19 protein-coding genes and 1 pseudogene are annotated in these 26,851 nt (G+C 34.3%); 15 read left to right on the top strand and 5 right to left on the bottom strand.

Features of this window, described 5'->3' with window-relative positions:
• The first annotated feature begins 207 nt into the window (after positions 1–207).
• The 5 genes from kdpB (at position 208) to L1276_RS20010 (ending at position 7,667) form a co-directional block, all read left to right on the top strand.
• On the top strand, positions 208–2,265 hold the full coding sequence (gene kdpB, locus L1276_RS20030; RefSeq protein WP_253790969.1) for a potassium-transporting ATPase subunit KdpB: 2,058 nt from the start codon (positions 208–210) through the stop codon (positions 2,263–2,265).
• Between the two features lie 163 nt (positions 2,266–2,428).
• The gene (locus tag L1276_RS20025) at positions 2,429–2,980 is read left to right on the top strand and encodes a K(+)-transporting ATPase subunit C (protein WP_253790967.1); all 552 of its coding nucleotides are present in this window, start codon (positions 2,429–2,431) and stop codon (positions 2,978–2,980) included.
• A gap of 439 nt (positions 2,981–3,419) precedes the next feature.
• Positions 3,420–4,499 carry a porin gene (locus L1276_RS20020; RefSeq protein WP_253790965.1) on the top strand — a complete coding sequence of 360 codons (1,080 nt, stop codon included), beginning with the start codon at positions 3,420–3,422 and terminating at the stop codon, positions 4,497–4,499.
• A 213-nt stretch (positions 4,500–4,712) separates the two neighbouring features.
• Positions 4,713–5,840 carry a universal stress protein gene (locus tag L1276_RS20015; RefSeq protein ID WP_253790963.1) on the top strand — a complete coding sequence of 376 codons (1,128 nt, stop codon included), beginning with the start codon at positions 4,713–4,715 and terminating at the stop codon, positions 5,838–5,840.
• Between the two features lie 108 nt (positions 5,841–5,948).
• Complete coding sequence (locus L1276_RS20010; protein ID WP_253790961.1) at positions 5,949–7,667, top strand: ATP-binding protein; 1,719 nt, start codon at positions 5,949–5,951, stop codon at positions 7,665–7,667.
• Positions 7,668–8,055: 388 nt separating this feature from the next.
• On the opposite strand, the gene L1276_RS20005 is transcribed toward L1276_RS20010, so the two are convergent.
• On the bottom strand, positions 8,056–8,829 hold the full coding sequence (locus L1276_RS20005; RefSeq protein WP_053472327.1) for a LexA family transcriptional regulator: 774 nt from the start codon (positions 8,827–8,829) through the stop codon (positions 8,056–8,058).
• A gap of 98 nt (positions 8,830–8,927) precedes the next feature.
• Here L1276_RS20005 and L1276_RS20000 point away from each other — a divergent pair, with 98 nt between their 5' ends.
• From L1276_RS20000 to L1276_RS19970, 7 genes are all read left to right on the top strand, one after another.
• On the top strand, positions 8,928–9,377 hold the full coding sequence (locus tag L1276_RS20000) for a LexA family transcriptional regulator (RefSeq protein ID WP_253790959.1): 450 nt from the start codon (positions 8,928–8,930) through the stop codon (positions 9,375–9,377).
• A 225-nt stretch (positions 9,378–9,602) separates the two neighbouring features.
• Positions 9,603–10,862, top strand: a complete 1,260-nt coding sequence (locus tag L1276_RS19995) for a Y-family DNA polymerase (protein ID WP_253790957.1) — start codon at positions 9,603–9,605, stop codon at positions 10,860–10,862.
• 42 nt (positions 10,863–10,904) lie between these two features.
• A complete protein-coding gene (locus L1276_RS19990) occupies positions 10,905–12,284 on the top strand; it encodes an exonuclease domain-containing protein (protein ID WP_253790955.1) in 1,380 nt (459 codons plus the stop codon).
• Between the two features lie 71 nt (positions 12,285–12,355).
• Positions 12,356–13,132 (top strand): exodeoxyribonuclease III, encoded by a 777-nt coding sequence (gene xth / locus L1276_RS19985; protein WP_253790954.1) that lies wholly within the window; start codon positions 12,356–12,358, stop codon positions 13,130–13,132.
• 8 nt (positions 13,133–13,140) lie between these two features.
• On the top strand, positions 13,141–13,767 hold the full coding sequence (locus tag L1276_RS19980; protein WP_253790953.1) for an alpha-ketoglutarate-dependent dioxygenase AlkB: 627 nt from the start codon (positions 13,141–13,143) through the stop codon (positions 13,765–13,767).
• A 157-nt stretch (positions 13,768–13,924) separates the two neighbouring features.
• Positions 13,925–14,386, top strand: a complete 462-nt coding sequence (locus L1276_RS19975) for a DUF1810 domain-containing protein (RefSeq protein WP_253790952.1) — start codon at positions 13,925–13,927, stop codon at positions 14,384–14,386.
• 329 nt (positions 14,387–14,715) lie between these two features.
• Positions 14,716–15,459 (top strand): hypothetical protein, encoded by a 744-nt coding sequence (locus L1276_RS19970; protein ID WP_253790951.1) that lies wholly within the window; start codon positions 14,716–14,718, stop codon positions 15,457–15,459.
• Positions 15,460–15,716: 257 nt separating this feature from the next.
• Here L1276_RS19970 and L1276_RS19965 read toward each other — a convergent pair whose 3' ends face one another.
• Positions 15,717–17,126, bottom strand: coding sequence for an APC family permease (locus L1276_RS19965; protein WP_253790950.1), 1,410 nt, complete (start codon positions 17,124–17,126; stop codon positions 15,717–15,719).
• A gap of 207 nt (positions 17,127–17,333) precedes the next feature.
• On the opposite strand from L1276_RS19965, the pseudogene L1276_RS19960 reads away from it, so the two are divergent.
• The 3 genes and pseudogenes from L1276_RS19960 (at position 17,334) to L1276_RS19950 (ending at position 19,953) form a co-directional block, all read left to right on the top strand.
• Positions 17,334–17,743 (top strand): annotated as a pseudogene (locus tag L1276_RS19960) (DUF5958 family protein).
• Positions 17,744–18,083: 340 nt separating this feature from the next.
• Complete coding sequence (locus L1276_RS19955) at positions 18,084–19,562, top strand: HAMP domain-containing sensor histidine kinase (RefSeq protein ID WP_253790948.1); 1,479 nt, start codon at positions 18,084–18,086, stop codon at positions 19,560–19,562.
• Positions 19,516–19,953, top strand: coding sequence for a response regulator (locus L1276_RS19950; protein ID WP_253790947.1), 438 nt, complete (start codon positions 19,516–19,518; stop codon positions 19,951–19,953). The genes L1276_RS19955 and L1276_RS19950 overlap by 47 nt, the downstream gene beginning before the upstream one ends.
• Here the strand turns inward: L1276_RS19950 and L1276_RS19945 are convergent.
• From L1276_RS19945 to L1276_RS19935, 3 genes are all read right to left on the bottom strand, one after another.
• Complete coding sequence (locus tag L1276_RS19945) at positions 19,945–21,090, bottom strand: C40 family peptidase (protein WP_253790946.1); 1,146 nt, start codon at positions 21,088–21,090, stop codon at positions 19,945–19,947. The two genes, L1276_RS19950 and L1276_RS19945, sit on opposite strands and share 9 nt — an antisense overlap.
• Before the next feature lie 338 nt (positions 21,091–21,428).
• Entirely contained in the window at positions 21,429–23,693 is a 2,265-nt protein-coding gene (locus L1276_RS19940) for an aconitate hydratase (RefSeq protein ID WP_253790945.1), read from the bottom strand.
• 126 nt (positions 23,694–23,819) lie between these two features.
• Complete coding sequence (locus L1276_RS19935) at positions 23,820–26,591, bottom strand: bifunctional aconitate hydratase 2/2-methylisocitrate dehydratase (protein WP_253790944.1); 2,772 nt, start codon at positions 26,589–26,591, stop codon at positions 23,820–23,822.
• Between the last annotated feature and the right edge of the window lie 260 nt (positions 26,592–26,851).

The raw sequence follows: 26,851 nt of genomic DNA, 5'->3' as shown, positions 1-26,851 counted from the left end.
AACTCGTTTTCACACATAGTTAGAATAACGATTTTACCATTCGCATTTCAATATAGCTCGTGGTTTCAACCACGGGAAACGAATTGCAGAGACAAAGATTATGATATACGTTGCGTCCCAGCGGTTGAAACCGCTGGCTATGTTCTATAATCTATGTGTTTTTAGCGCATAACATTTAACAAATAACATTTAACTTTTTACAAGAAAATGACAACTAATAAATCCACATCATTGTTTGAAAGTAAGCAGGTAAAAGAAGCTTTATTGCAATCTTTTGTTAAGCTGAATCCAAAAATGATGATCAAAAATCCGGTAATGTTTACCGTAGAAATTGGAACTGCCATTATGTTTGCCGTTTGTATTTCAATATTAATGGGTGCAAATGACCAAGGTAGTTTTACTTATAACCTAATTGTGTTCTTGATTTTACTGGCAACACTTTTATTTGCCAATTTCGCCGAAGCAATTGCCGAAGCAAGAGGAAAAGCACAAGCCGACAGTTTAAGAAAAACAAGAGAAGAAACTCCGGCAAGACAAATTTTACCTAATGGAGAAATCAAAAACATCAGTTCTTCGGCATTAAAAAAAGACGATATTTTCGTTTGCGAAGCTGGCGATTTAATTGCTGCCGATGGTGAAATTATCGAAGGTCTGGCTACAATCGACGAAAGTGCCATTACTGGAGAAAGTGCTCCTGTAATTAGAGAAGCTGGCGGAGATAAATCTTCAGTAACCGGAGGTACAAAAGTATTATCTGATAAAATCAAAGTAAAAGTCACTTCTGAACCTGGCGAAAGCTTTTTAGATAAAATGATTGCTTTGGTTGAAGGTGCAAGCCGTCAGAAAACACCAAACGAAATTGCCTTAACTATTTTATTAGCCGCATTTACTTTAATCTTCGTGATTGTGTGTGTTACGCTAAAACCGTTTGCCGACTATGCCAACGCACCCATCACGATCGCGGCTTTCATTGCTTTGTTTGTTTGTTTAATTCCAACTACAATTGGAGGTTTACTTTCTGCGATTGGTATTGCTGGAATGGACAGAGCGTTGCGTGCTAACGTAATTACAAAATCGGGGAAAGCGGTTGAAACTGCGGGAGATATTGATGTATTGCTTTTGGATAAAACCGGAACCATTACAATTGGAAACAGAAAAGCAACCAATTTTTATCCAACAAAAGGAATTTCTTTTGATGATTTTGTGAAATCGGCTGTTTTGAGTTCGCTTGCAGACGATACTCCGGAAGGGAAAAGTATTCTCGAGCTCGGTAAAATGTTAGATGTGAATAGTAAAATGCAGTCAGACATTTCACTTCTTACAGAAAACATCTCACACAGTATAAAATTTACTGCCGAAACCAGAACTTCTGGAGTGGTATTAAAAGATGGAACAAATATTAGAAAAGGAGCACAAGACGCTGCAAAAAACATTGCACAGCAAGCCGGAAATGCATTTCCAGAAGATACTGCACAACAAGTAATTACCATTTCGTCTAACGGAGGAACTCCATTAGTTGTGATTAAAAACAATGAAGTTCAAGGTGTTATCGAACTTCAGGATATTATCAAAACCGGAATGAAAGAACGTTTTGAGCGCTTACGAAGAATGGGAATCAAAACGGTAATGGTTACCGGAGATAATCCACTTACGGCCAAATTTATTGCCGAAGCTGCCGGAGTTGATGATTTTATTGCCGAGGCTAAACCTGAGGATAAAATGAATTACATTAGAAAAGAACAAGCCGAAGGAAGATTGGTTGCCATGATGGGTGACGGAACAAATGATGCTCCTGCCCTTGCCCAAGCAAATGTTGGTGTTGCGATGAACAGCGGAACTCAAGCTGCAAAAGAAGCCGGAAACATGGTCGATCTTGACAATGACCCAACGAAACTAATCGAGATTGTTGAAATTGGAAAACAGCTTTTAATGACTCGCGGAACTTTAACTACTTTTTCTATTGCAAATGACGTTGCGAAATATTTTGCTATTGTTCCTGCTCTTTTTATTACTGCGATTCCTGCGCTTCAAGGTTTAAATATCATGCATTTGCATAGTCCTGAAAGTGCGATTTTATCTGCTGTAATTTTCAATGCGATTATCATTCCGATATTGATTCCGCTTGCGCTGAAAGGGGTTGACTATCGACCAATTGGAGCTAGTGCGATCTTAAAAAGAAACCTTTTAATTTATGGTCTTGGCGGATTGATTGTTCCTTTTATCGGAATTAAAGTAATTGATTTGCTGGTAGCACTTTTTATGTAAGGTTCTAAGATGCTAAGATTCTAAGGGACTAAGGTTTTTCTCTTAGAATCGTAAAATTCAGGAATCTTTAAAAACTCAAATTAAAAACATGACTTCGATTTGCTAAGCTTCTGAAAAAAAACTTAGAACCTTAGCAACTTAGTCCCTTAGAATCTTCAAAAAAATGAAAAATCTATTTTCACTATTAAAACTTACCGTATTTACTTTGATTTTGTTTGCGGTTATTTATCCTTTAGCGATTTACGGAATCGCACAATTGGCTCCAAATCAAGGGAAAGGAGAAACGATTTCTGTTAACGGAAAAGTCGTTGGTTACCAAAAAATTGGTCAGAAATTCGATAAGTCGAATTATTTCTGGGGAAGACCATCAGCTGTTGATTATAATGCGGCCGGAAGTGCCGGAAGCAACAAAGGCCCAAGCAACGCCGATTATTTGGCTTTGGTTCAAAAAAGAATTGATACACTTTTATTGGTTCATCCATATTTGAAAAAATCTGATATTCCGTCAGATATGGTTACGGCTTCAGGAAGTGGTTTAGATCCTAATATTTCTCCGCAGGGTGCTTTGATTCAGGTAAAACGAATTGCTAAAGAAAGAAAACTAGATGAAGTTAAAGTAAAATCTTTGGTTGAATCTAAAATTAATTCGGCTGTAGTTGGTCCTGAAACGGTTAATGTTTTGGAATTGAATGCGGCTTTGGATGAGCTTCGATAAAAAAGGTTCTGAGGTTCTGAGCTGCTAAGATACTAAGGTTTTTCTCCTGCAAGGTTTTCTAAACCTTGTAGGTATGAAAATCGACATCAAGTATTATCATGAAGTAACCGTGTAGTTTGTCATCCTGAGGAACGAAGGATCACATGAGAAACTCCGTCTGCATGATCGCCAATCTTTGTCGAGCTACTAGTGTGATCCTTCGTTCCTCAGGATGACAAACAAAACGTAAACTGAAACTTATAATTAATACCTACAAGGTTTTGTCCCGAAGCTTCGGGATTGCAGGAAACAAAACGCCTTTTTTACCCCAAATGCCCTAGCCCCGATAGTAGTGGAAATCCTTTTGTGTCTCGTTTCTTTAACGAGACACAAAAGATTGAAACGGATAGCGGGATTAGCTCCTAAAAAATCTACTAATAAATAATTGAATACCACAAAAATGAAAAAAATAATACTTACTGCTTTAATCGCTTTTGGTTTTAGCAATTTACATGCACAAGAAGAATCAAAAAGTCCACTAACATTTTCAGGATATGTAGACGCTTATTACAGTTATGATTTTGGGAAACCTGAAAACCATACACGGCCAAACTTTTTTTACAGTTATAATAAAAGCAACGAGGTAAACCTGAATTTAGGAATGGCAAAAGTGAATTATTCGAAAGAAAATATTCGAGGAAATTTTGCTTTAATGGCGGGAACTTATGCCGAATATAATATGGCTGCTGAGCAAGGTTTGTTAAAAAATGTTTACGAAGCGAATGTTGGTGTAAAGATTTCGAAAAGTCATAATTTATGGATTGATGCGGGAATTATGCCTTCTCATATTGGTTTTGAAAGTGCGATTGGAAAAGATTGCCAGACTTTAACGAGAAGTATTCTGGCTGAGAATTCTCCTTATTATGAAACGGGAGTTAAAATTGGTTATACATCAGAATCTGGAAAATGGTATTTGGCGGGTATGTACTTAAATGGCTGGCAGCGAATTGAGAAAGTAGAAGAAAATCAAACGCCTGCTTTTGGGACTCAGGTTACTTACAAACCGTCTGATCGGGTTGCTTTGAACTGGAGTACTTATGTTGGAAATGAACAGCCGGATATTGACAAAAAATGGCGTTATTTTAATAACTTTTACGGACAGTTTAAGGTAACGGAGAAAACAAATGTTACGGCTGGTTTTGATGTTGGATCACAGCAATCGGCTAAAAGCAGTAATAAATACGACACTTGGTTTTCACCAGTTTTGATTTTGCAATATAAGCCAACAGATAAAATTCAACTTGCAGCGCGCGGTGAATATTATAGTGATGAAAAAGGTGTAATTATCGCAACGGAAACGCCAAACGGTTTTAAAACTTGCGGTATTTCAGCTAACTTTGATTACTTAGTTACTGATAATGTTATGTTTAGAATTGAAGCCAGAAATCTTTCAAGTAAAGATCAAATCTTCACAAACAAAGATAATCTTCCAACGGATACAAATACGTTTGTAACGACTTCGCTGGCGATTAGTTTTTAGAAAAATATTTCTTGCCACAGATTACACAGATTAAAAGGATTTTTTTTCGCCACGAATTACACAAATTTTCACTAATTTTTATTAAATATAATTCGTGGAAATTTGTGTAATTCGTGGCAAAAAAATCAATACAAAGTAATTAATAATCCTTCTAATCTGTGTAATCTGTGGCTAAAAAAACTTTGTGACTTAGCGCCTTAGTGGCAAAAAAACATGAGAGAAGAAAAAGAAAATAACGCGCAGCACTTTCTCGATTTAATTCAGAAATCACGAAAGGGAAAGTTTAAAATCTACATTGGAATGAGCGCCGGTGTGGGCAAAACTTTTCGTATGCTTCAGGAAGCGCATTCGTTATTGAAAAACGGAATCGATGTGAAAATTGGCTACATCGAAACGCACATGCGAAAGGAAACGCATGAATTATTAGCGGGTTTGCCTATAATTCCGAGACGGACCATTTTCTATAAAGGAAAAGAATTAGAAGAACTGGATGTTCAAGCTATAATCAACCTTCGTCCAGAAGTGGTTATTGTTGATGAATTAGCACATACAAACATTGAAGGAAGCAAAAATGAAAAACGCTGGCAGGATGTTTTAGAAATTCTGGAAGCGGGTATTAATGTAATTTCGGCTGTCAATATTCAGCATATTGAAAGTTTAAATGAAGACGTAAAACGCATTACCAACATTGATGTTCAGGAAAGAATTCCGGATAATGTTTTGCGATTGGCGGATGAAGTCGTCAATATCGATTTGACTTCAGAAGATTTGATTGCGCGTTTGAAAGAAGGAAAAATTTATACTCCGGATAAAATTCAGACGGCTTTAACGAACTTTTTTAAATCGGAACAGATTTTACAACTTCGGGAATTGGCTTTGAAAGAAGTAGCGAGTCAGGTCGTTCGAAAAGTTGAAAATGAAGTTCCGAATCTTCATGCTTTACGACATGAAAAATTGTTGGCCTGTATTAGCAGTAATGATAAAACGGCCAAAATTGTAATTAGAAAAGCGGCACGACTGGCTAGTTATTACAACGGATCGTGGTATGTTTTGTATGTGGAAACGCCACAGGAAAGCAGTACAAAAATTGCTTTGGACAAACAACGACATTTAATTAATAATTTTAAACTCGCTGTACAATTAGGCGCAGAAGTTATTAAACTAGAAAACAAAAATATTGCCGATGCGATTTTGACTACAGCAGAAGAAAAACAAATTACAACTGTCTGCATAGGAAAACCGCATTTGAATTTATTTAAAGTAATTTTGTCTACAACAATTTTTAGGCGTTTGCTAAACAAACTGTCTTTATCAAATGTTGATCTTGTTATTCTGTCGTAAAAAAATTAAACCATATAAGTTATATAAGTTCATTTAAACAGAATGCTTAATCAGCTGTACTTACATTTTCTTATATTACTTATATGGTTCAAAAAAAAGTTTTATAAAATGAGAATTAAAACCAAATTGAATCTGGGAGTTGGATTATTATTTTTAATGATCATTATACTTTCGTTAGTGAGCGGTTATTCTGTTTTTTTGATAAAAGCGGATACAGAAAATATTCTGAAAGCAAATTATAATACGCTGGAATATTCGCGAAATATGATTTTGTCTTTGGATGAAATTAAAGCGAGCCCTGATAGTAAGATTCATGTTTTCAAGGAATATCTTGAAAAACAAACACAAAATGTTACCGAACCAGGAGAAAAAGAAGCGACCGCCAGTCTTGAAAAAAGTTTTGCTCTTTTAGAAAAAAACGGCTCTAATGAAGCTTTAAAAGCACAAGTTAGACAGGACATTTTTGCGATTATGAAACTGAATCTGGATGCCATAAAACAGAAAAGCGATATTGCCAAACATACCGCCGAAAATGCTAATTTATGGATTGCTATTGTGGGAACTTTATGCTTTTTAATTGCCTTTAATTTATTAATTAATCTGCCTAATAATATTGCCAATCCAATAAAGGAATTGACAATGAGTATTAAGGAAATTGCCAATAAAAATTATTCAGAACGTGTTCATTTTACGAGTCATAGCGAATTTGGAGATTTGGCTAAATCGTTTAATACAATGGCGCAGAAACTTCAGGAATACAACGACAGTAATTTGTACAAACTCTTTTTCGAAAAGAAACGACTGGAAACTTTAATCAATAATATGAACGATCCCATTATTGGTCTGGACAATGAAGGAATAGTTTTGTTTGCCAATGATGAAGCACTTAAAATTATTGGTTTGAAACTGGAAGATGTTATAGGGAAATCGGCTTCTACTCTAGCTTTGTCAAATGATTTAATTCGTTCTTTGATTTTAAAAGAGGACACAGATTCTCCTAAAAAGCAACCTCTTAAAATCTATGCGCACGGAAAAGAAAGTTATTTCGAAAAAGAAATCCTAAATATTACTATAATCCCAACAGGTGAAGAAAAGGAAATCAATATTGGCGATGTTATTATTCTGCGAAATATTACGCTTTTTAAAGAACTTGATTTTGCGAAAACCAATTTTATTGCAACTGTTTCACACGAATTAAAAACGCCTATTGCTTCTATAAAATTAAGTCTTCAATTGCTTGAAAATGGAAAAACGGGCGACATGAACGATGATCAGAAACAATTGGTCGAAAGTATAAAAGATGATAGTCAGCGCTTATTGAAAATTACGGGAGAATTGCTTAATCTGTCTCAATTAGAAACTGGAAATATTCAGCTGAATATCGAAAAAAGTAATCCGCATGAAATTGTACATTATGCTGTTGAAGCTGTAAAAGTTCAAGCCGATCAAAAACAAATAAATATTTTAATTGATGCCGATGAAAATCTGCAAGACGTAAAAGCCGACAGCGAAAAAACAGGCTGGGTTTTGATTAATTATTTGTCGAATGCAATTCGGTATTCTTCTGAAAAAAGCACAATTATCATCAAATTAAAAAAAGAAAATAATCAAATCGTATTTCAGGTTATCGACACTGGAAAAGGAATTGATACAAGATATAAAGACAAAGTTTTTGATAAGTATTTTCAAGTTCCGGGAAGTCAGAAATCAGGAACGGGATTGGGATTGGCAATTAGTAAAGAATTTATTGAGGCACAAAACGGAAGCGTTGGTGTGGAAAGCAATTTAGGCTTAGGAAGCACGTTTTGGTTTTCCTTGAAGGTTTAGTTTTTTTTTATCACAGATTTTACAGATTAGAAGGATTTTTGAATGACTTTGTGTAGTTGGTTTGCCACGAATTACACAAATTTTCACGAATTATATTAAAAAAGAGCCGTAGGCTCGATCCATATTGTAGGGCTGGATTTCAATCCAGTCTATTTATTAAACGATATGAATATTTTGTATTACGAATTTATTTTTTAACCGGATTAAAATCCGGCCCTACAATATGAATCGTCCCTTCGGGACTTAAAAATGTGTCAAAATATTTCTTTAGAGTTTTAGAAAACATGTTTAATATTTTGTTTATCTAATTACGATTGTCAGTCTGAGCGAAGTCGAAGGCTTTATACCAACAAAAGGTCTTCGACTTCGCTCAGACTGACAAATATTTTTACGTATTCGAAGTATTATTCTTAATCTCCCTAACTTCTCTTTTTAATTCTAAAAGCAAATCCTTCATTGCTCCCGTTTCTGTTATTTCTTGTTTTTTATCCGAACGGCCAATATTACATTCGTATTCCCAAATTTCTAAAATATCAGAAGCTTTCACTTCATAATTCGGATAAAAACTATTATCTGATTCTAGAACCAAAGCGTTCTTTTTGTTTTTATTGAGACGCTTATATACCATTCCTTCATTTTTAGTAATAAGAATATAGGTTTTTCCGTCCATCACCTCTCCCAGCTTTTCCACATAACGGCCTATAATAATAGAACCGTCTTCGTGTGGAGGCATTGAATCCCCTTCAACAGGAAATCCGCGATGTTTTCCCGGTCCTAAAAAAGGAAGTGTAATCTGCTGTAAACTTTCAATATATTCTGGATCAGCATATCCGTTTAGATAACCTGCTTTTGCTTTTTGAGATACAATTTCAATAAAGTTTTCTCCAAAACTATCCACTTGAATGGGTAAAATAAGTCGATTGCCTTCCAGTTTTATCAAATTTTGCACATCAATTTTGCGTATATCGACAGATAATATTAAGTCAATACTCATATGAAAATATAAGGCAATTTTCTTTAAAATATCATACGGTGCTTCCGAAGTTCCATCTTCGTATTTAACGTATCTTCCTCTGGTAATGCTAAGGTTTTCAGCTAATTTCTCCTGCGATATTTTATGCTTAACCCTCAATGCTCTGATGTTATCTGAAAATAAGGACATAATTAATTTGTTATAATTTGGAACAGCAAATATATGAAAAAATGTTATCAACTGTGCTAATTTTGCTTTATGCAAAAAAACATTTTTTTGAAGTGATTATGAAATTGAGCAATATAAATACCACAAAATCAATAGAATTGTACATTCCGGATCTAAGTTCGGAAGTAAAAATACCTTTTTTTGACGTTGGTATCAGCGCAGGTTTTCCTTCGCCTGCAGATGACTTTATCGAATTATCGATTGATCTCAATAAAGAATTTATCAAACATAAATACACTACTTATTTTGCCAGAGTTAAAGGACATTCTATGAAAAATGTCGGTATCAATGATGGCGATTTATTGATTATTGATAAAAGTCTGGAACCGCAGAATAATAAAATTGCTGTCTGCCAAATCGATGGCGAATTTACTGTAAAGCGTATTAAAATAGAAAAAGACATCATCTGGCTAATTGCCGAAAATGAAGATTATCAGCCTATAAAAGTAACTCCGGAAAATAATTTTGTGATTTGGGGAATTGTGGTTCATTGTATTAAAACTTTTTAAAATAACCTGTTAGTGATATAGTTCGTGAAAAATAATTAAACACATAGAAACATAGATTTTAAATGCGTAAAAAGAATACAAAAAAGAAACTAGTTTCTCACACATAGTTCTATGTGTGTTAATGCAAGTGAAACGCCTTTATACAGTTCCAAGAACTATGTTTCTATGTGTTTAAAAATGATTACCCCAAAGATTTAAAATAAAAATAAAAAACACATTTAGAAAATGTTTGCTTTAGTCGATTGTAACAATTTTTATGCTTCTTGCCAAAGAGTATTTGAACCGCATTTAAGAGGAAAACCTATCGTTATTCTCTCTAATAATGATGGTTGTGTTATTTCGCGTTCTGATGAAGCTAAAGCTCTGGGTATTCCAATGGCTATTCCGGCTTTTAAGTATGAATCTATTTTTAAAGAAAAAAACATTTTTGTGTATTCTTCCAATTATCCATTGTACGGCGATATGAGTAATCGGGTAATGAACCTGCTTCGAACTTATACTCCCGAAATCGAGATTTACAGCATCGATGAAGCTTTCCTGAAATTTTCAGGTTATGATTTATTTGATCTGAATACGCTGGGTTTAAAAATGCGAAAAGAAGTGACACAAGGAACGGGAATTCCTGTTAGTATAGGTTTTGCGCCTACCAAAGCTTTGGCAAAAATGGCGAATAAAATTGCTCGAAAATTTGCAGATCGTACGCAGGGCGTTTATTGTATGGATACTGAAGAAAAAAGAATTAAAGCATTAAAATGGACTAAAATTGAAGACGTTTGGGGAATTGGAAGAAAGCTCGCTAAACGACTGAAAGCAAGAAAAGTTAACACCGCTTATGAATTTACGCAACTTCCAGATGCATGGGTACGAAAAGAAATGTCTGTAGTGGGACTTCGTTTAAAACATGAATTAGAAGGGAAACCAACTTTAGACTTAGAAGAAGCAGCAGACCGCAAAATGATTGCTACTACAAGATCTTTTGAAAAAAGATATACTACTTTTGAAGAAATATCAGAACGAATCAGCACGTTTACAGCCTCTTGTGCCGAGAAATTAAGACGTCAGGAATGTCATTGTAATATGGTAACTGTTTTTATACAAACTAGTTTTTTAAAAGACGAGAACTCGCAATATTCGCGAAGTATTACCATCACTACTGATTTTCCAACGAATTCGACAATAGAACTTAATGAGGCCGCACAAAAAGGATTTAAAGCTATTTTTAAAAAAGGATATCGTTATAAAAAAGCAGGTGTAATTGTAATGGGCTTAACGCCAAATAGTGAAACACAGCTTAGTTTATTCGAAACTTCAAATCCTAAACATCAGCCTTTAATGAGTGTAATTGATAAAATGAATCAGAGTTACGGTAATAATAAAATTAAATTCGGCGTACAGTCGTTGGGACGGCAATGGAAAATGAAGCAGAACAGATTATCTCCAAAATTTTCTACTTCACTCAAGGATGTTATTACGGTTAACGTTTAAGTGTAAACAACAGAAAAACAATAGGTTTTACGTTATATAAAGATGAAAAATACGGAATATGCCATAGTCGATATTGAAACCACAGGCGGGAACGCCAGTGGCAGCCGGATTACAGAAATTGCCATTATTATTCATGATGGTAAAAATGTAATCGACCGTTATGAAACTCTTGTAAATCCAGAAAAAGATATTCCGCTGTCTATTTTTGGATTAACGGGAATTAATAATGAAATGGTCGCCAACGCGCCTATTTTTGACGACATTTCAGAGAAAGTACTAGAAATGCTGACTGATCGTATTTTTGTCGCTCATAATGTCAACTTCGATTATTCTTTTGTTCGTCATCAGCTTGAACAGGCAGGTTTTAAATGGACTGCCAGAAAACTTTGTACTGTTCGCGCAGCCAGAAAAATTAAACCAGGACTGCCATCGTACAGCTTAGGCAAACTTTGCTATTCGCTAAATATACCTTTAGAAAATCAACATCGTGCGGGCGGAGATGCAGATGCTACGGCAATATTATTTTCGCAATTGCTGGAATGGGATGATGAAGGCGAGATTGCAAAAATGGTCAAGATGACTTCACAAGATCAGCGTTTACCACCTAATCTCCCTCCTGATGATTTTAATAATTTACCCGAAAAACCAGGTGTATATTATTTTTATAATCAAGTAAAAAAAGTGATTTATGTTGGTAAAGCAATCAACTTAAAAAAACGCGTCGCTTCTCATTTTAGCGGTCATAAAATCAATCCGCAAAGACAGCATTTTTTAAGGGATATTCATGGAATCTCATTTGAAGTTTGTGCTACCGAATTAATGGCACTTTTATTAGAATGTACTGAAATTAAACAACTTTGGCCAACCTACAATAGAGCATTAAAACGTTTTGAAGCAAAATTTGGCATTTATGAATACGAAGCAAGAAACGGATATAAATACTTGGCTGTTGGAAAATTAAGCAAATTTCAGACTTGTATTCATGAATTTAATAGTTTGTATAACGCTATAGATTTACTGAGAGATCTGTCTGAACAATTTAAAATTGATCAACGATTCTGCAAATATTCCAGACCTGAAGAAGGAGAACTTCCGCAAAATAATGATACCAAAAACCTACCTGATGTTTTGCTTCACAATGAACAAGTTGACAATGCTATTGATTTTTTACTGACTAACAGACCCACTTTTGCAATTATTGATAAAGGAAGATCGAAGGATGAGCGCAGTTGTATTTGGATTGAAAACGGACATTTTCATGGTATGGGATATATTCCGTCAGATATTTCAATTCATGATCCGTTAGAAGTAAAAAACTATACCGAACCTTATAAAAGCAATCAATATATTGAACATTTAATTTTTGCTTACGCAGAAAAATATCCGGGTAAAGTGTTCTTTAACAAACAGTTTCTGAAATAATAATATTAAATCAATCTCGATTAAATGCTTAATAATCAGTAAATTTAATAATACAACTAATTAAATGTACCATGAAAATAGCAACATATAACGTAAACGGAATCAACGGACGCCTGCCTGTATTATTGCGCTGGCTTGATGAAACCACACCAGATATTGTCTGCCTGCAGGAATTAAAAGCGCCACAGGATAATTTTCCGCTTAAAGCGATTAATGATGCCGGTTACAATGCGATTTGGCACGGACAAAAACAATGGAATGGTGTTGCAATTCTGGCCCGAAACATGGAAATTGAAGAAGTAACCCGCATTCTTCCGGGAGATGAAGAAGATGTTCAAAGCCGATATATCGAAGCTTTAATTAATGGAATTGTAATTGCCTGTCTTTATCTTCCAAACGGAAATCCTTTGCCGGGACCAAAATTTGAATATAAGTTGAAATGGTTTGATCGTCTGGCTGAACGTGCAAAAACATTATTGAATTTAGAAATTCCAGTAGTACTAATTGGAGATTATAATGTCATGCCAACAGAATTGGATGTTTATAAACCTGAAAAATGGGTTAACGACGCTCTTTTTAGACCCGAAGTTCGAAAAGCTTTTGCAGCTATTGTTTCGCAGGGATGGACAGATGCCATTCGTACATTATATCCTGATGAGAAAATTTACACTTTTTGGGATTATTTTAGAAATGCTTACGAAAGAGATGCCGGTTTAAGAATTGATCATTTTTTATTAAGTCCGCAAATTGCAAAACAATTAAATTCCGGCGGAGTTGACCGCCATGTGCGAGGCTGGGAAAAAACAAGCGATCATGCTCCTGTTTGGATTGAAATTGACATAAAATGAATGGAAAAATGACATTATTTAACGACACCGAATTATTTACCGCTGGTTTGGCAGGAAAAAAAGTATTTGACATTCCTGATTCTGAATTGATTTTGATTGATAACTTCTTTACAAAAGAAGAATCGGATCGTTTTTATGAAAGAATTCTTCGCAAAACCAAATGGAGAGAGTATGAAATGGAAATTTATGATAAAACTTATACGGTTCCCCGAATGATTTCATGGTATGAAGACAAAGATAATCCCGGAGCAGATTTAAAAGGGCCAGACTGGACTTATGAATTACTAACCATTAGAGGCCGTGTCGAAAAAGAAACTCAGCTTGATTTTAACAGTCTTCTGCTAAATTTATACCGAGACGGAAATGACGGCGTAGGATGGCACAGCGATAAGGAACATAATTCAGGACCAAATCCGGTTATTGCTTCAGTAACTTTTGGCGAAACCAGAATGTTTAAGCTCCGTCATAAATTCAGCAAGGAGATTCCACAGGTCGAAATTCCGCTTCATCATGGTTCCTTTTTATTGATGGCTGGAACTACAAATAGTTTTTGGCAGCATCAGGTTCCCAAAACAGCACGGAATGTTTTACCCAGAATAAATTTAACTTTTAGACAAACGCATCGAAATCTGTAATTTATTAATAACTAAAAACAAGCGTGTTTTTTAACTCTATTACGATGAGGAAAATTCTGTCGAAAAAAGTTAAATTACTGACTGTATGCATGTTTTATTAGGTAGACCCTTTCTTTTTTACTACTTTTGCAACCCTTTTTTAAAATATAATACCAAAATGGCTTATTCAAACAATGATTTAATGCGCTTTTTAGATGCGCAGAACAAACTTTATCTTACTGCCCTTGCTGAAATTAAAAAAGGAAAAAAAGAAACACACTGGATGTGGTTCATTTTTCCTCAAATTAAAGGTTTAGGCACTAGTGATACGTCAAATCTTTATGCGATTGCCGATCTTCAAGAAGCTTCTGAATACTTAGATCATCCAATTTTAGGAAAACATCTTATCGAAATTTCAGAATTATTATTGACCTTTAAAATGAAATCTGCTGATGGAATTTTAGGGGATTTAGATGCAAGAAAATTACGTTCTTCAATGACGCTTTTTTCTTTAGTAGAAAATACTAATCCTGTATTTCAGGAAATATTAGATGCTTTTTTCTCCGGAGAAATTGATCCCCTTACTATTTCTATTATTAATTCAACTATAAAATCATCTGTTGAGCCTGCTGTTGTATAACAACCTCAATAGATTATTTGATATTAAAAGACACTGTTTTCTAGCAGTGTCTTTTTTTATGTCTTTTATAAAGCTTATTAGTCGCAAAGACTCAAAAATATCAAGAAAATAAAACTTTCCATCTCGGCTGTTTTGCGAGTTTTTTTGCATTTTCTACTCTTTAATTCCAGTCTTTCTTGCAGCGAAATTTCACGAAATAGAATTCTATTCTCGAAATATAGCACCTCATCATAAAGAAAAAAATCTCTTGAGCTCCTAATATAGGACATTCTTTACGTGGCACATCAATTGGTTTCTTAAAGATAATTAACATTAAACCATGATGAATTATGAAAAAATCAATATTTATTTTATGCTTTATTTTTTTTAACTACACTATTATCAAAGCCTGCGATAAATGCGGCACTTATAACAACAGTGACTTTAAGATAAAATCGGCAACGATTACTCACAAAGCAGATTTGGGCATTACAGTTTGGGATATTAAAGTAGAAGGAACCGCTGGTAATACAACGCCTAAACCTGCTGGACAGTTAAATGGAGCACCAGTTTTGGCTTATGTTTTCCCTACCACTTTAAAATCATCTGATATTGGTTTCGGTCAAGCCGAAGGAATTGTTGCTTTGGCTTTAACCTCACATCCGGATTTTGAAGATACACCGCTTTGGGATGAAAGTCTTGACGGAAATTATCTCAATGATGGTTTGGTTTGGCACGCACACTGGGTTTTATTGGTAGAAGACAAACGTGTTGGCGGCGGACTTTCGGTTAAAGAATTTACAAAAGGTGATCCAAGTGTTATTTTGCCTCCAACAAATCCTGGAATGGCAATGTATATGGACAGTCCGGGTTTTAATATTGTGACTAAAGGAAATTCGATAAAAGTGATTGTTCCTAATTTTAGAATCAATAACAAAACTAATTTCAAATTTGATGCCGTAAGCTGTTATATGGAAGTAAGCACGGGCGAAGGCGGTTCACATGAAGGCGGCGGGAAAAAACCAATGCTTGGCGTTTATAAAGTCTATACCGTTGCAAGCGGTAATCTTTCGCTTCCTTATTCTGTTAAATAATTATTTTTTAGTTATTTACCTACAGATTTTATTGAGTAAATGTTTTTTTGGTGTTCTTTAGTTAACTGAATCGCATAGTTAAGAATGTTTCTCAATCCGTTTTATCTTAAATCCGTGAGCTGTTAATAAAGACTTGATGCCGCTTTTTAGTTTTGGTTATAAATTTGTTTAAAAAAAAGCGCCTTTGATTATCAAAGGCGCTTTTTTTTATTTAGATTTTTTTTGAGTTAAAGCTTCAAATCTAAAACTAAAAAACTTTACTCTTTTGGTTTCGTTAAGTAATAAACCGGAATTCCTGTCAGCATAATTAACACTCCCCATCCGCAGGTTGAGAATTTTGTAATTAATAAAGAAACACAAATCGCAGCTGCTATAATGATGTATAATAATGGTAAAAACGGATATCCAAATGCTTTATATGGTCTTTCCACATTTGGCATTTTTTTACGCAGAATAAAGATTCCGTAGATTGTTAGAATATAAAAAATCAAAACAATGATAATTACAAAGTCTAATAAATCTCCATATTTCCCTGTCAAACATAAAGCCGAAGCCCACACGCACTGCGCCCAAAGCGCCCATGCAGGAACACTGGCACTATTTAAAACAGCGGCTTTTTTAAAAAACAAACCATCTTTTGCCATTGTGTAATATACTCTTGCTCCAGCCATAATTAATCCGTTGTTGCAGGCAAAAGTGGAAATCATAATCATGAGGGCTATAATCAGTGTTCCAATATTCCCGAAAATATATTGAGAGGCTACAACGGCAACACGATCTGATTTTGCTGTTGCGATTTCATCTAACGGAATCACAGCCAAATACATAATATTGGTTAAAACATAAATAATCGTTACAATAAAAGTCCCCAGAAACAAACTTAAACCAACATTACGCTGCGGGTTTTTAATTTCTCCAGCAATAAAAGTAACTCCGTTCCAGGCATCACTAGAGAATAATGATCCAACCATTGCTGCCGAAATTCCCGTAATTAAGGCTGTTCCGCCAATTGGAAGCCATGAACCAGTGTCTTTGTTAAACGAACGTGTGTTCCATGCATCAGCCCAGTTAGCATCCCAAACAGAAGCTTTTGCCGCCAATGTTAATCCAAAAATAATTAATCCAAGTAACGATAGAATTTTAATAATTGTAAGAACCGTTTGAAGAGTTTTACTGTTTTTAACGCCTCGGCTATTAATATAAGTCAATAAAATAATAGTGAAAATTGAAACTAGCTGCGCGGCATTCAACTTGAAAGAGCCTAACTCATAAAGTATATTTTCGTCGCTAAGTGGTTCATATAAATAAGCAGCAAATTTTGAGAAAGCTACTCCTACTGCTGCAATCGTTCCTGTTTGAATAACAGCGAAAAAACTCCAGCCATACAAAAAGGCAATAAGCTTATTGTAGGCTTCTTTTAAGTAAACATATTGGCCGCCCGCTTTTGGAAACATTGCGCTCAACTCTCCGTAACTTACTGCAGCAATAATAGTAATTAATCCGGAAATCAGCCAAATTAAAGTCAGCCAGCCGGCAGATCCTACTTGCCTGGCAATATCAGCACTTACAATAAAAATTCCAGATCCAATCATGGAACCGACCACAAGCATGGTCCCGTCTAATAATCCGAGTTCTCTTTTAAAATTTTCTTGGTTCTCTTCTTGCATTTTTTTGGTTTTAGGGTTGGTTAAAGATATACTTTTTTCTGAAAATTTGGATTTTATGTTATAAGTTTTAAAATTTCGGATTAAAAATCATAACTAAAAAATTACACCCTGTCAGATCTTATTTTCTTTGTTTAATTTTTACAATACCAATTTCATATTTAATACTTTAGCAAAACAAACTATTTTAAAAACTATTGATTTTTTCCCATGATAATGAATCCACAAGAACAGTTAATCAATAAGATTGCACAAAATAAAATAGATTTTGAACTAGGTTTAAAGCTTTTATTAGATAATGATCAATATAATTTTCAAACGTTATTTACAGCTTTAAATAATTATATCATCAATGCCATCCCAAATAAAACTGATTATTATTCTGAAACTTATCAAACCGCAATAAATACAATTCCCTTAAAATCAACTTTCACATCAATTGTACTTCTTAAAACCTTTCGCACAAAAATTGCATTTGCCAAATTAGTTCTACTTCCTGAATCTGAAAATAAAAAACAATAACTGCATTACTTTGGATTTTCAAAATAATCGATACCGAAAGAAGAAATACAGAATGTAAAAATGGATGTGGTCATTTTTGGCACCAAGCGAAATATTGATCATCAAAGTCTTAAATAAAATCTTTCTTTTAAGCCTTCTCTATATTAAACAAAAAACCAGTATAATCATCTATTTTAATTTTAGCAGTAAAATAAAAAAAATAAAAACTTCTATTTTTTTTTAAAAAAATAAAAAATAAAAATACTGATAATCAATAAATTAATATCAAAATAAAAAATAATTGAGAAAATAATGAGTCTTGTAAAAAGATTCGTATTTTTTACTAAATTTGATAAAAGACTATATTAGTCTTAAATTTTATATATTTTCATTAACAATTGTTTATTTTTAGCTCTTTTAAATAATCAGCCTCAAAGATGATTTAAAAGAAAAAAAATAATGCAACTAAATATAAGGCAGAACATTAATATTAAACCTACTAATATGAAAATCATGCATAAGGTTCGATCTTTACAGAACCTCCGTTTGCCAAATGTTTTTGTCCTAATATTAATCGTATTCATTTCTTGTGCATTATTAATATGCATTAATTTTTTTACGATCAAAATTTTATCTGCCAACAGAGCTTATGTTAATGGTGAATCTCATTATTCAAAAGGACAGAAAGATGCTTCGCGTCATCTTATAACTTACCTCTACAACAAAGATCCAAATCAATGGAAACTGTATAATAAAGAATTAAAAGTACCTCAAGGAGATGGAATTGCCCGAAAAACTCTTTTAAAAGCCGGCGATAATCTAGTAGCAAGGCAGGGCTTTTTAGCCGGACGTAATCATAAAGATGATCTGGACGATCTTGTTTGGTTATTTGTAAACTTTCAAAAGGTTTCATTCCTTGCAAAAGCAATTCACGAATGGGAACAGGGAGATAATTTAATTAATGAACTTTTTATAATTGGAACTCAAATTAATGCTAAAATCGAACACAATTCATTAACCGAAGCGGATCAGAAAAAATTCATTTCTAAAATAAGTCAAATCAGCGATAAGCTTACGATTAATCAACGCAACTTTTCGAATACTCTGGGTGAAGGAACCCGAAAAATAAAAACACTTTTAACTATAACTAACATTGTTTTTATTTTAATAATCGTATTGAGCGTTTGTTCGTATTATTCGATAATGGTAAAAAGATTAACAATTTCCAAAAAGGAAATTGAGGTTAAAAATGAAAATTTAACTTTAGTTAATCATGAATTAGACCGTTTTGTTTACAGTGCCTCTCACGACTTGAGATCTCCTATAACTTCTTTAAAAGGATTAATTGAGATTACACAATTAGAAGACGACATAAGTCAAATAAAAGATTATCTACAATTAATGCATCAGAGCTTAACAAAGCAGGATCAATTTATAAGTGATATTATTGACTACTCTAAAAACAAAAGAAAACAAATTATTATTGAACCTGTAAGTCTTAAAGAAATATTCAATGAAGCCATTTTACAATTAATGCATATTGAAAATGCAAACAAAATTACTTTTACGCAAGAATTACAGATAGATCAAATTCAGAGCGATGGCCTGCGTTTAAAAATCATCATAAACAATTTACTTTCTAACGCCATTAAGTATGCTGACAACAACAAGCAGGAAATGTTTATTTCTATTAAAACTTATATTTCTGAAGGTTTTAACAGAATTGAGGTTTCTGATAATGGAATTGGCATTAAGGACGATTGCAAAGATTATATTTTTGAAATGTACTTTGGAACAAACAAAAATAAAGGTTCAGGATTAGGGCTTTATATTGTAAAAGAAGCTGTAGAAAACATCAAAGGAAACATTTCTGTTATTTCAGAAAACAATATTGGCAGTAAATTTATTGTTGCAATACCCACTTCATATGGAATTTAGCTCCACTATTTTATTAATCGAAGATAACTTAATTGACCAGCTTGTTACCAAACAACTGCTGAAAAAAGTTCTTGATATCAATCAGGTTTTTATAGCCAATAATGGATTAGAAGGTTTACAGTGGATTATAAAAAATAAAAAAACGCAGCAAAAGCTAGTTATTCTATTAGATATACAAATGCCTGTGATGGATGGTTTTGAATTTTTGGATATTTTTCAAACGCTTAATGAGGAGATTAAAAAAGAAACTCAAATTTATGTGGTTTCTTCTACTTTAGATTCTGATGAAATAGAACAGATTCGAAAAAATGAATTCGTTCGAGATTTTTTAAACAAACCTATTCCTATTGACGAACTGAAAAAGAAATTTTTAAATAGTTTCTTATTCTAAAATACGATTTACCTGAGAAAAAGATCTTTGATAATAAGCTTCCTTAGTAGAAGAAATTATAACACCTCCGTGTGTTGAAGAATGTACAAATTTAATCTCGCCATCGCCGGCTTCAACTACCATTCCAACATGATTAATATGGCGTCTTCCGTTTGTTTTAAAGAAAATTAAATCTCCTTTTTGCGCTTCGGCAGAAGCTACTTTTGTTCCTATACGAGATTGTTCTATTGAACTTCTTGGTAATTTTATATCAAAATTTCCAAAGGTGCAGAACATTAACCCTGAGCAGTCAAAACCTGCTTTTGTAGTACCGCCTGAACGGTAACGGGTTCCAATATTTTCGGTTGCACTTACAATAATCTGGTCGATTAAATCAGAATGATTTCCATTGTAAACAAATGTTGAATCTTTTTTAACTGCTGTATTATCTGCTATTTGAGGTTCAGAACCAAAGTTTTCATCTAATAAAGTTTTAGGGGCATTTGAAGCATTTATCGCATCTGCTTTTTCTTTGGTTGTCTTTATTTTCAAGACATAACCAACTGGAAGTTTTGCTTTTATTTGTGGATTTTGACGCTCTAACTCTTTTACAGTTATTCCGTATTTTTTAGCTATTGCGTATTTAGTTTCTTTTGGCTGTACTTCAACTGCAAGCTCAACATCTGTAGAAGGGATTATTTCCGGCTTTTCTGTTTCAGTATTAGGAATGTTTTCAGAAACCGCCGCTATATTAGTATTAGTTGGAATAACGATTTGCTGTCCTATTTTTAATCCTTCGGTTTCTAAGGCCGGATTGGCTTTTTTTAAATCATCGACAGAAACATTGTATTTTTTAGAGATTCCCCAAAGCGTTTCTTTTTGTAAAACTTCGTGTGATCCTGGAGTAGTATTTATTGCAACTTGTACCGGGGCTTGAGCAGGTTTTGCATTTTTATTCGGAATAAGTAAAACCGAATTTAGTTTTAAAATTTTAGGAGCATTAGGATTTGCTTCTTGAATATCTTTTGCTTTTACTCCATATTTTTTAGCAATTACAGTAAGATTGTCTCCTTTTGAAATTTTATGTTTGATAAATTTTTCCTGAGAAAAAACACCCGCACTAAAAAAAAACAATACTATAATTAATCTAAAAACCATACTCACCTATTAAAGTTATTTACTCCTTTTTTAAGTTTAGACACTCATTTGAAACTCAAAAAGCACAAATATATTGCCTAAAAAGCGAATTTAACTTTTTAAAGTAAATTTCACACGTTTTTTAACAACTAATTTACTTCAATTTTACACCTTTAATTTCAAAAAACCGTAACTTATAGTTTTTCTGATGATTACGTTTTTGATTTTTATAACAATTTTATAATCTAATTTTCTTTTAAAAACAAGACACAACATTCTTCTCTTTTTTAAAAAATACCTAAATAAAAAAAGCGCTCTGTTTTCACAGAGCACTTTTAGTATAATCAAATCTTAAAAAATTAAGCCTTTCCAGCTGCAATTAAGTTTAGTGCGGAACCTGCAACGAACCATCCAATCTGGCCTGCGTTGTAAGTATGGTTGGCCAGGATAATATCTTTTGTACCATCTGCATGAACAAACTCTAACGTTAATGGTTTCCCCGGAGCAAACTCAGTTAAATCAGTAAAATTGATTGTATCGTTTTCCTGAATTTTATCATAATCTGCTTCGTTTGCAAAAGTCAATCCTAAAAGACCTTGTTTTTTAAGGTTTGTTTCATGGATACGAGCGAAAGATTTCACTAATACTGCTTTTACTCCTAAAAAACGAGGTTCCATTGCAGCATGCTCACGAGAGGATCCTTCTCCATAGTTGTGATCTCCCACAACGATAGATGGAACTCCGGCTGCTTTATATGCACGAGCTACAGCAGGAACAGCATCGTATTCTCCTGTCAATTGATTTTTAACCGAGTTTGTTTTTTGATTGAATGCATTTACAGCACCAATGAGCATATTATTAGAAATATTATCCAGATGCCCGCGGAAACGCAGCCATGGCCCAGCCATAGAAATATGGTCAGTAGTACATTTTCCAAATGCTTTAATTAACAATTTCGCGCCAGTAATATTTTTTCCATCCCAGGCATTGAAAGGAGCTAATAACTGCAAACGCTCAGATGTAGGACTAACTACAACCTGAACACCTGAACCATCTGCTGCGGGAGCCTGAAATCCCGGATCTTCGGCATAAAAACCTTTAGAAGGAAGCTCATCTCCTGTTGGAGCATCCAGCATTACTTCTTCACCATCTTCATTAATTAATTTATCTGTTAAAGGATTAAATCCTAAATCACCCGCAATAGCTAAGGCTGTTACCAATTCCGGCGAACCTACAAAGGCTAAAGTATTTGGATTACCATCTGCACGTTTTGAGAAGTTACGATTAAAAGAGTGAACGATTGTATTTCTTTCTTCCTTTTCTGCCCCTTCTCTATCCCACATACCAATACATGGTCCGCAGGCATTAGCAAATACAGTGGCGTTTATTTTATTAAAAGTATCAATAAATCCGTCTCTTTCAATTGTAGAACGAACAACTTCAGAACCCGGAGTTATAGTAAATTGAGCTTTGGTTTTTAAGTTTTTAGCCGCAACTTGCTTAGCTAACGAAGCTGCACGCGCAATATCCTCGTAAGAAGAATTTGTACAAGAACCAATTAATCCAACCTGAATTTGTAACGGCCAGTTATTTTTGATTGCTTCATCTTTCATTTTAGAAATTGGAGTAGCCAAATCTGGAGTAAAAGGACCATTTAAATGTGGTTCTAATTGAGATAAATTGATTTCGATAACCTGATCAAAATATTCTTCCGGGTTAGCATAAACCTCTGGATCTCCAGTTAAGTAAGAAGCTACTTTATCTGCAGCATCAGCCACATCAGCCCTGTTTGTAGAACGCAGGTAACGACTCATTGAAGCATCATAACCAAAAGTTGAAGTTGTAGCTCCAATTTCAGCCCCCATGTTACAAATTGTTCCTTTACCAGTACATGACATAGCAGTTGCACCTTCGCCAAAATATTCAACAATAGCCCCCGTACCACCTTTTACGGTAAGGATACCTGCAACTTTAAGAATAACATCTTTAGGAGCTGTCCATCCTGATAATTTACCAGTTAATTTAACTCCAATTAGTTTAGGAAATTTAAGCTCCCAAGCCATACCAGACATAACGTCTACAGCATCGGCTCCACCTACACCAATAGCCACCATACCTAAACCTCCGGCATTTACGGTGTGAGAATCGGTACCAATCATCATTCCGCCTGGAAAAGCGTAGTTTTCAAGCACTACCTGATGAATAATTCCGGCTCCCGGTTTCCAAAAACCAATTCCGTATTTATTAGAAACAGACGATAAGAAATCGAAAACTTCATTACTTTGTGTTTTTGCTCTGGCCAAATCGGTTGCGGCGTCTATTTTTGCCTGAATCAAGTGATCGCAGTGCACTGTTGTAGGAACTGCTACTTTAGATTTTCCAGCATGCATAAATTGTAATAATGCCATTTGTGCTGTTGCATCCTGACATGCTACACGATCTGGTGCAAAATCAACATAATCAACACCTCTTCCAAATGCCTGGTTTGGAGTTCCATCCCAAAGGTGATTGTACAAAATTTTCTCTGTTAAAGTAAGTGGACGACCAACAATCTCGCGTGCTTTATCAACACGACCTGGCATGTTCTCATACACTTTTTTAATCATTTCAATATCAAAAGCCATAAGTATATAATTGTTTTTTGTTTTTCTGTTTTATTTTGACATCACAAGTTACGAAAAATAGAAGAGCCATAAAAGAAAAAGCCCGAGTTTATCACTCAGGCTTCTTATATATTAATAATCGTAAAATTACATTACTAACGATTTATTAGAAGGCGCAAACTTAGTTAAGTTAATACCTTCAACTGCAGTTGTATATTCATCTAATGTTGGAGTTCTGCCTAAAATTGTAGACAACACTACAACTGGTGTTGATGAAAGCAATGACTCTCCTTTTTTACCTTCTGTATCTTCTACAACTCTACCCTGAAAAAGACGAGTTGAAGTTGCCATTACAGTATCTCCTTTTGCTGCTTTTTCCTGGTTACCCATACAAAGATTACATCCTGGACGCTCTAAATACAACATGTTTTCATATTCTGTACGAGCTGCACCTTTTGGAGCGTTATCGTCAAATTCGAAACCTGAATATTTTTGTAAAACTTCCCAGTCACCTTCAGCTTTAAGCTCGTCTACGATATTATATGTAGGAGGTGCTACTACAAGCGGTGCCAAGAATTCTACTTTACCTTTTTGTCCTTCGATATTTTTAAGCATCTGGGCAAGGATTTTCATGTCTCCTTTGTGAACCATACAAGATCCAATAAATCCAAGATCTACTTTTTTCACTCCACCGTAAAACGATAACGGTCTGATAGTATCGTGAGTATATCTTTTAGAAACGTCAACGTTGTTTACGTCTGGATCTGCAATCATTGGCTCAGAAATTTGATCTAAATCAACAACAACTTCAGCATAATATTTAGCATTTGCATCTGGAGTTAAAGCAGGTTTTTCAGCAGATTTAATTTCTGTAATTCTCTTATCTGCTTTGTTGATTAATCCTTGAAGAACGTGTTTATCGTTATCCATACCTTTATCGATCATAATCTGGATTCTGCCTTTAGCAATTTCCAATGATTCAATCAAAGTATCATCTTCAGAAATACAGATAGAAGCTTTTGCTTTCATCTCTGCAGTCCAGTCTGTAAATGTAAAAGCCTGATCTGCAGTAAGTGTTCCAATGTGAACCTCAATGATTCTTCCTTGGAAAACATTTTCTCCTCCAAATTGGTGAAGCATTTGTGCTTGAGTAGCATGAACGACATCACGGAAGTCCATATACCCTTTCATATCTCCCTTGAAAGTAACTTTTACAGATTCTGGAATTGGCATTGAAGCTTCTCCGGTAGCCAGTGCAAGAGCAACCGTTCCTGAGTCAGCACCAAAAGCAACACCTTTTGACATTCTTGTATGAGAGTCACCACCAATAATGATAGCCCACTCGTCGATAGTAATATCGTTAAGTACTTTGTGGATAACGTCTGTCATTGCATGATAAACACCTTTTGGGTCACGAGCTGTGATCAAACCAAAATCGTTCATGAATTTCATCAATTTTGGAATGTTTGCCTGCGCTTTTTTATCCCAAACCGAAGCAGTGTGACAACCTGATTGGTAAGCACCATCAACGATTGGAGAAATTACCGTAGCTGCCATAGATTCTAATTCCTGAGCAGTCATAAGACCTGTAGTATCTTGCGAACCTACGATATTAACTTCTACACGAACATCAGAACCAGCGTGTAATACTTTTCCCGGAGCAATACCGACTGCATTTTTATTGAAGATTTTTTCTACAGCCGTAAGCCCTTGTCCTTCGTAAGAAATTTCTTTTGACGGAGCAAATACAAGAGGAGCCTCAATATTTAAAATTTTCGCCGCTAATGTTTGAAGTTTTTTACCAAACACAATAGCATATGAACCGCCAGCTTTAATGAATTCCATTTTTTGAGGCGTAAATGCCTTAGAAATGTCAATTAATTCCTGATCGCCGTTATATAATTTTTTCTCTTTAATATTAATTGTTAAAACAGTTCCTGTAGCAACAGAGTAGGTTTGCTCCAGAATTGGCTCATCATTTTCATTACGAATAACATTCCCTTCTGCATCAACTTTTTTAACCCAGTTTTTAAGGTCTAAACCAATACCACCTGTAACATCAACAGTAGTAAGGAAAATTGGAGAAATACCATTTGTTCCTCCAACAATAGGAGCTATGTTAACGAAAGGAATATATGGACTTGCTTGTTTTCCTGTCCAAAGTGCCACGTTATTCACACCTGACATTCTTGAAGAACCAACTCCCATTGTTCCTTTTTCGGCAATTAACATTACGCTTGCATCAGGATGTTGTGCCTGCAGCATTCTAATTTCATCCTGGGCTTGTGGTGTAATCATACATTGTCCGTGAAGTTCACGGTCTGAACGTGAGTGAGCTTGATTTCCCGGAGAAAGTAAATCTGTTGAGATATCACCTTCACCAGCAATAAAAGTAACTACCTTAATTTCATCTGCTACATCTGGAAGTTTTGTAAAAAACTCAGCTTGCGCATAACTTTCAAGGATTTCTCTTGCAATTGCATTTTCATTTTTAAAAGCCTCTATTAAACGATCTGTGTCAGCCTCGTAAAGGAAAACTTGTGTTTTAAGAACTTTTGCAGCATCTTTTGCAATAGCATCGTCATTTCCTAAAGCTAAATCAAGCAATACCTTAATAGAAGGTCCGCCTTTCATGTGAGATAATAATTCAAAAGCGAAAGCAGGAGTAATTTCTTTTACTTCTTCCTGACCAAGAATAATTTCTTTTAAAAACTCAGCTTTTTCACCAGCAGCACTTGTAGTCCCTGGTAATGTATTGTAAATAAAAAACTTAAGAGAATCTTCTCTGTATTCGTTATCTAAATCTTTAATTTGTGCAATAATTTCGCTTACTAATTCAGCACTATCAATTGGTTTTGGGTGAAGTCCCAGATTTTTACGTTCTTCAATCTCTTGGATATAATCCTTATAAATGTTCATAGTTAAGGCAGATTTATTTTTTTTATGCAAATTTAAGCATTAAAGCCGATAATTAAAAATAATATAATAGAAGTAGCCTTTTCAAAAATTATTATTGTTAAAAAACGATTTTCACTGCTTGTTTTTATCAAAACATCAATTTTGCATTAAAAAAATGAATTATTGATATTTTAAAATCTTTTCATTAACAAAGTCGAAATTTAATGTTATAATGCAAGTAGGATTTTACTTCTGTTTTAACCAAGAATCTTTCTAAATAA

Source organism: Flavobacterium sp. HSC-32F16 (assembly GCF_024171645.1).
GTDB lineage: Bacteria > Bacteroidota > Bacteroidia > Flavobacteriales > Flavobacteriaceae > Flavobacterium.
Note: the sequence above shows the minus strand (reverse complement) of the source record. Positions and strands in the feature narration are given on the sequence as shown.

Bases quoted from the DNA above. Each gene is read 5' to 3' on its own strand.
- L1276_RS20015 (WP_253790963.1), top strand. From the start codon at position 4,713: ATGAGAGAAGAAAAAGAAAATAACGCGCAGCACTTTCTCGATTTAATT.
- L1276_RS19990 (WP_253790955.1), top strand. From the start codon at position 10,905: ATGAAAAATACGGAATATGCCATAGTCGATATTGAAACCACAGGCGGG.
- L1276_RS19980 (WP_253790953.1), top strand. From the start codon at position 13,141: ATGACATTATTTAACGACACCGAATTATTTACCGCTGGTTTGGCAGGA.
- L1276_RS20010 (WP_253790961.1), top strand. From the start codon at position 5,949: ATGAGAATTAAAACCAAATTGAATCTGGGAGTTGGATTATTATTTTTA.
- L1276_RS19970 (WP_253790951.1), top strand. From the start codon at position 14,716: ATGAAAAAATCAATATTTATTTTATGCTTTATTTTTTTTAACTACACT.
- L1276_RS19935 (WP_253790944.1), bottom strand. From the start codon at position 26,591: ATGAACATTTATAAGGATTATATCCAAGAGATTGAAGAACGTAAAAAT.
- xth (WP_253790954.1), top strand. From the start codon at position 12,356: ATGAAAATAGCAACATATAACGTAAACGGAATCAACGGACGCCTGCCT.
- L1276_RS19945 (WP_253790946.1), bottom strand. From the start codon at position 21,090: ATGGTTTTTAGATTAATTATAGTATTGTTTTTTTTTAGTGCGGGTGTT.
- L1276_RS19940 (WP_253790945.1), bottom strand. From the start codon at position 23,693: ATGGCTTTTGATATTGAAATGATTAAAAAAGTGTATGAGAACATGCCA.
- L1276_RS20000 (WP_253790959.1), top strand. From the start codon at position 8,928: ATGAAATTGAGCAATATAAATACCACAAAATCAATAGAATTGTACATT.
- L1276_RS19965 (WP_253790950.1), bottom strand. From the start codon at position 17,126: ATGCAAGAAGAGAACCAAGAAAATTTTAAAAGAGAACTCGGATTATTA.
- L1276_RS20020 (WP_253790965.1), top strand. From the start codon at position 3,420: ATGAAAAAAATAATACTTACTGCTTTAATCGCTTTTGGTTTTAGCAAT.
- L1276_RS20025 (WP_253790967.1), top strand. From the start codon at position 2,429: ATGAAAAATCTATTTTCACTATTAAAACTTACCGTATTTACTTTGATT.
- L1276_RS19995 (WP_253790957.1), top strand. From the start codon at position 9,603: ATGTTTGCTTTAGTCGATTGTAACAATTTTTATGCTTCTTGCCAAAGA.
- L1276_RS19955 (WP_253790948.1), top strand. From the start codon at position 18,084: ATGCAACTAAATATAAGGCAGAACATTAATATTAAACCTACTAATATG.
- L1276_RS19975 (WP_253790952.1), top strand. From the start codon at position 13,925: ATGGCTTATTCAAACAATGATTTAATGCGCTTTTTAGATGCGCAGAAC.
- kdpB (WP_253790969.1), top strand. From the start codon at position 208: ATGACAACTAATAAATCCACATCATTGTTTGAAAGTAAGCAGGTAAAA.
- L1276_RS20005 (WP_053472327.1), bottom strand. From the start codon at position 8,829: ATGTCCTTATTTTCAGATAACATCAGAGCATTGAGGGTTAAGCATAAA.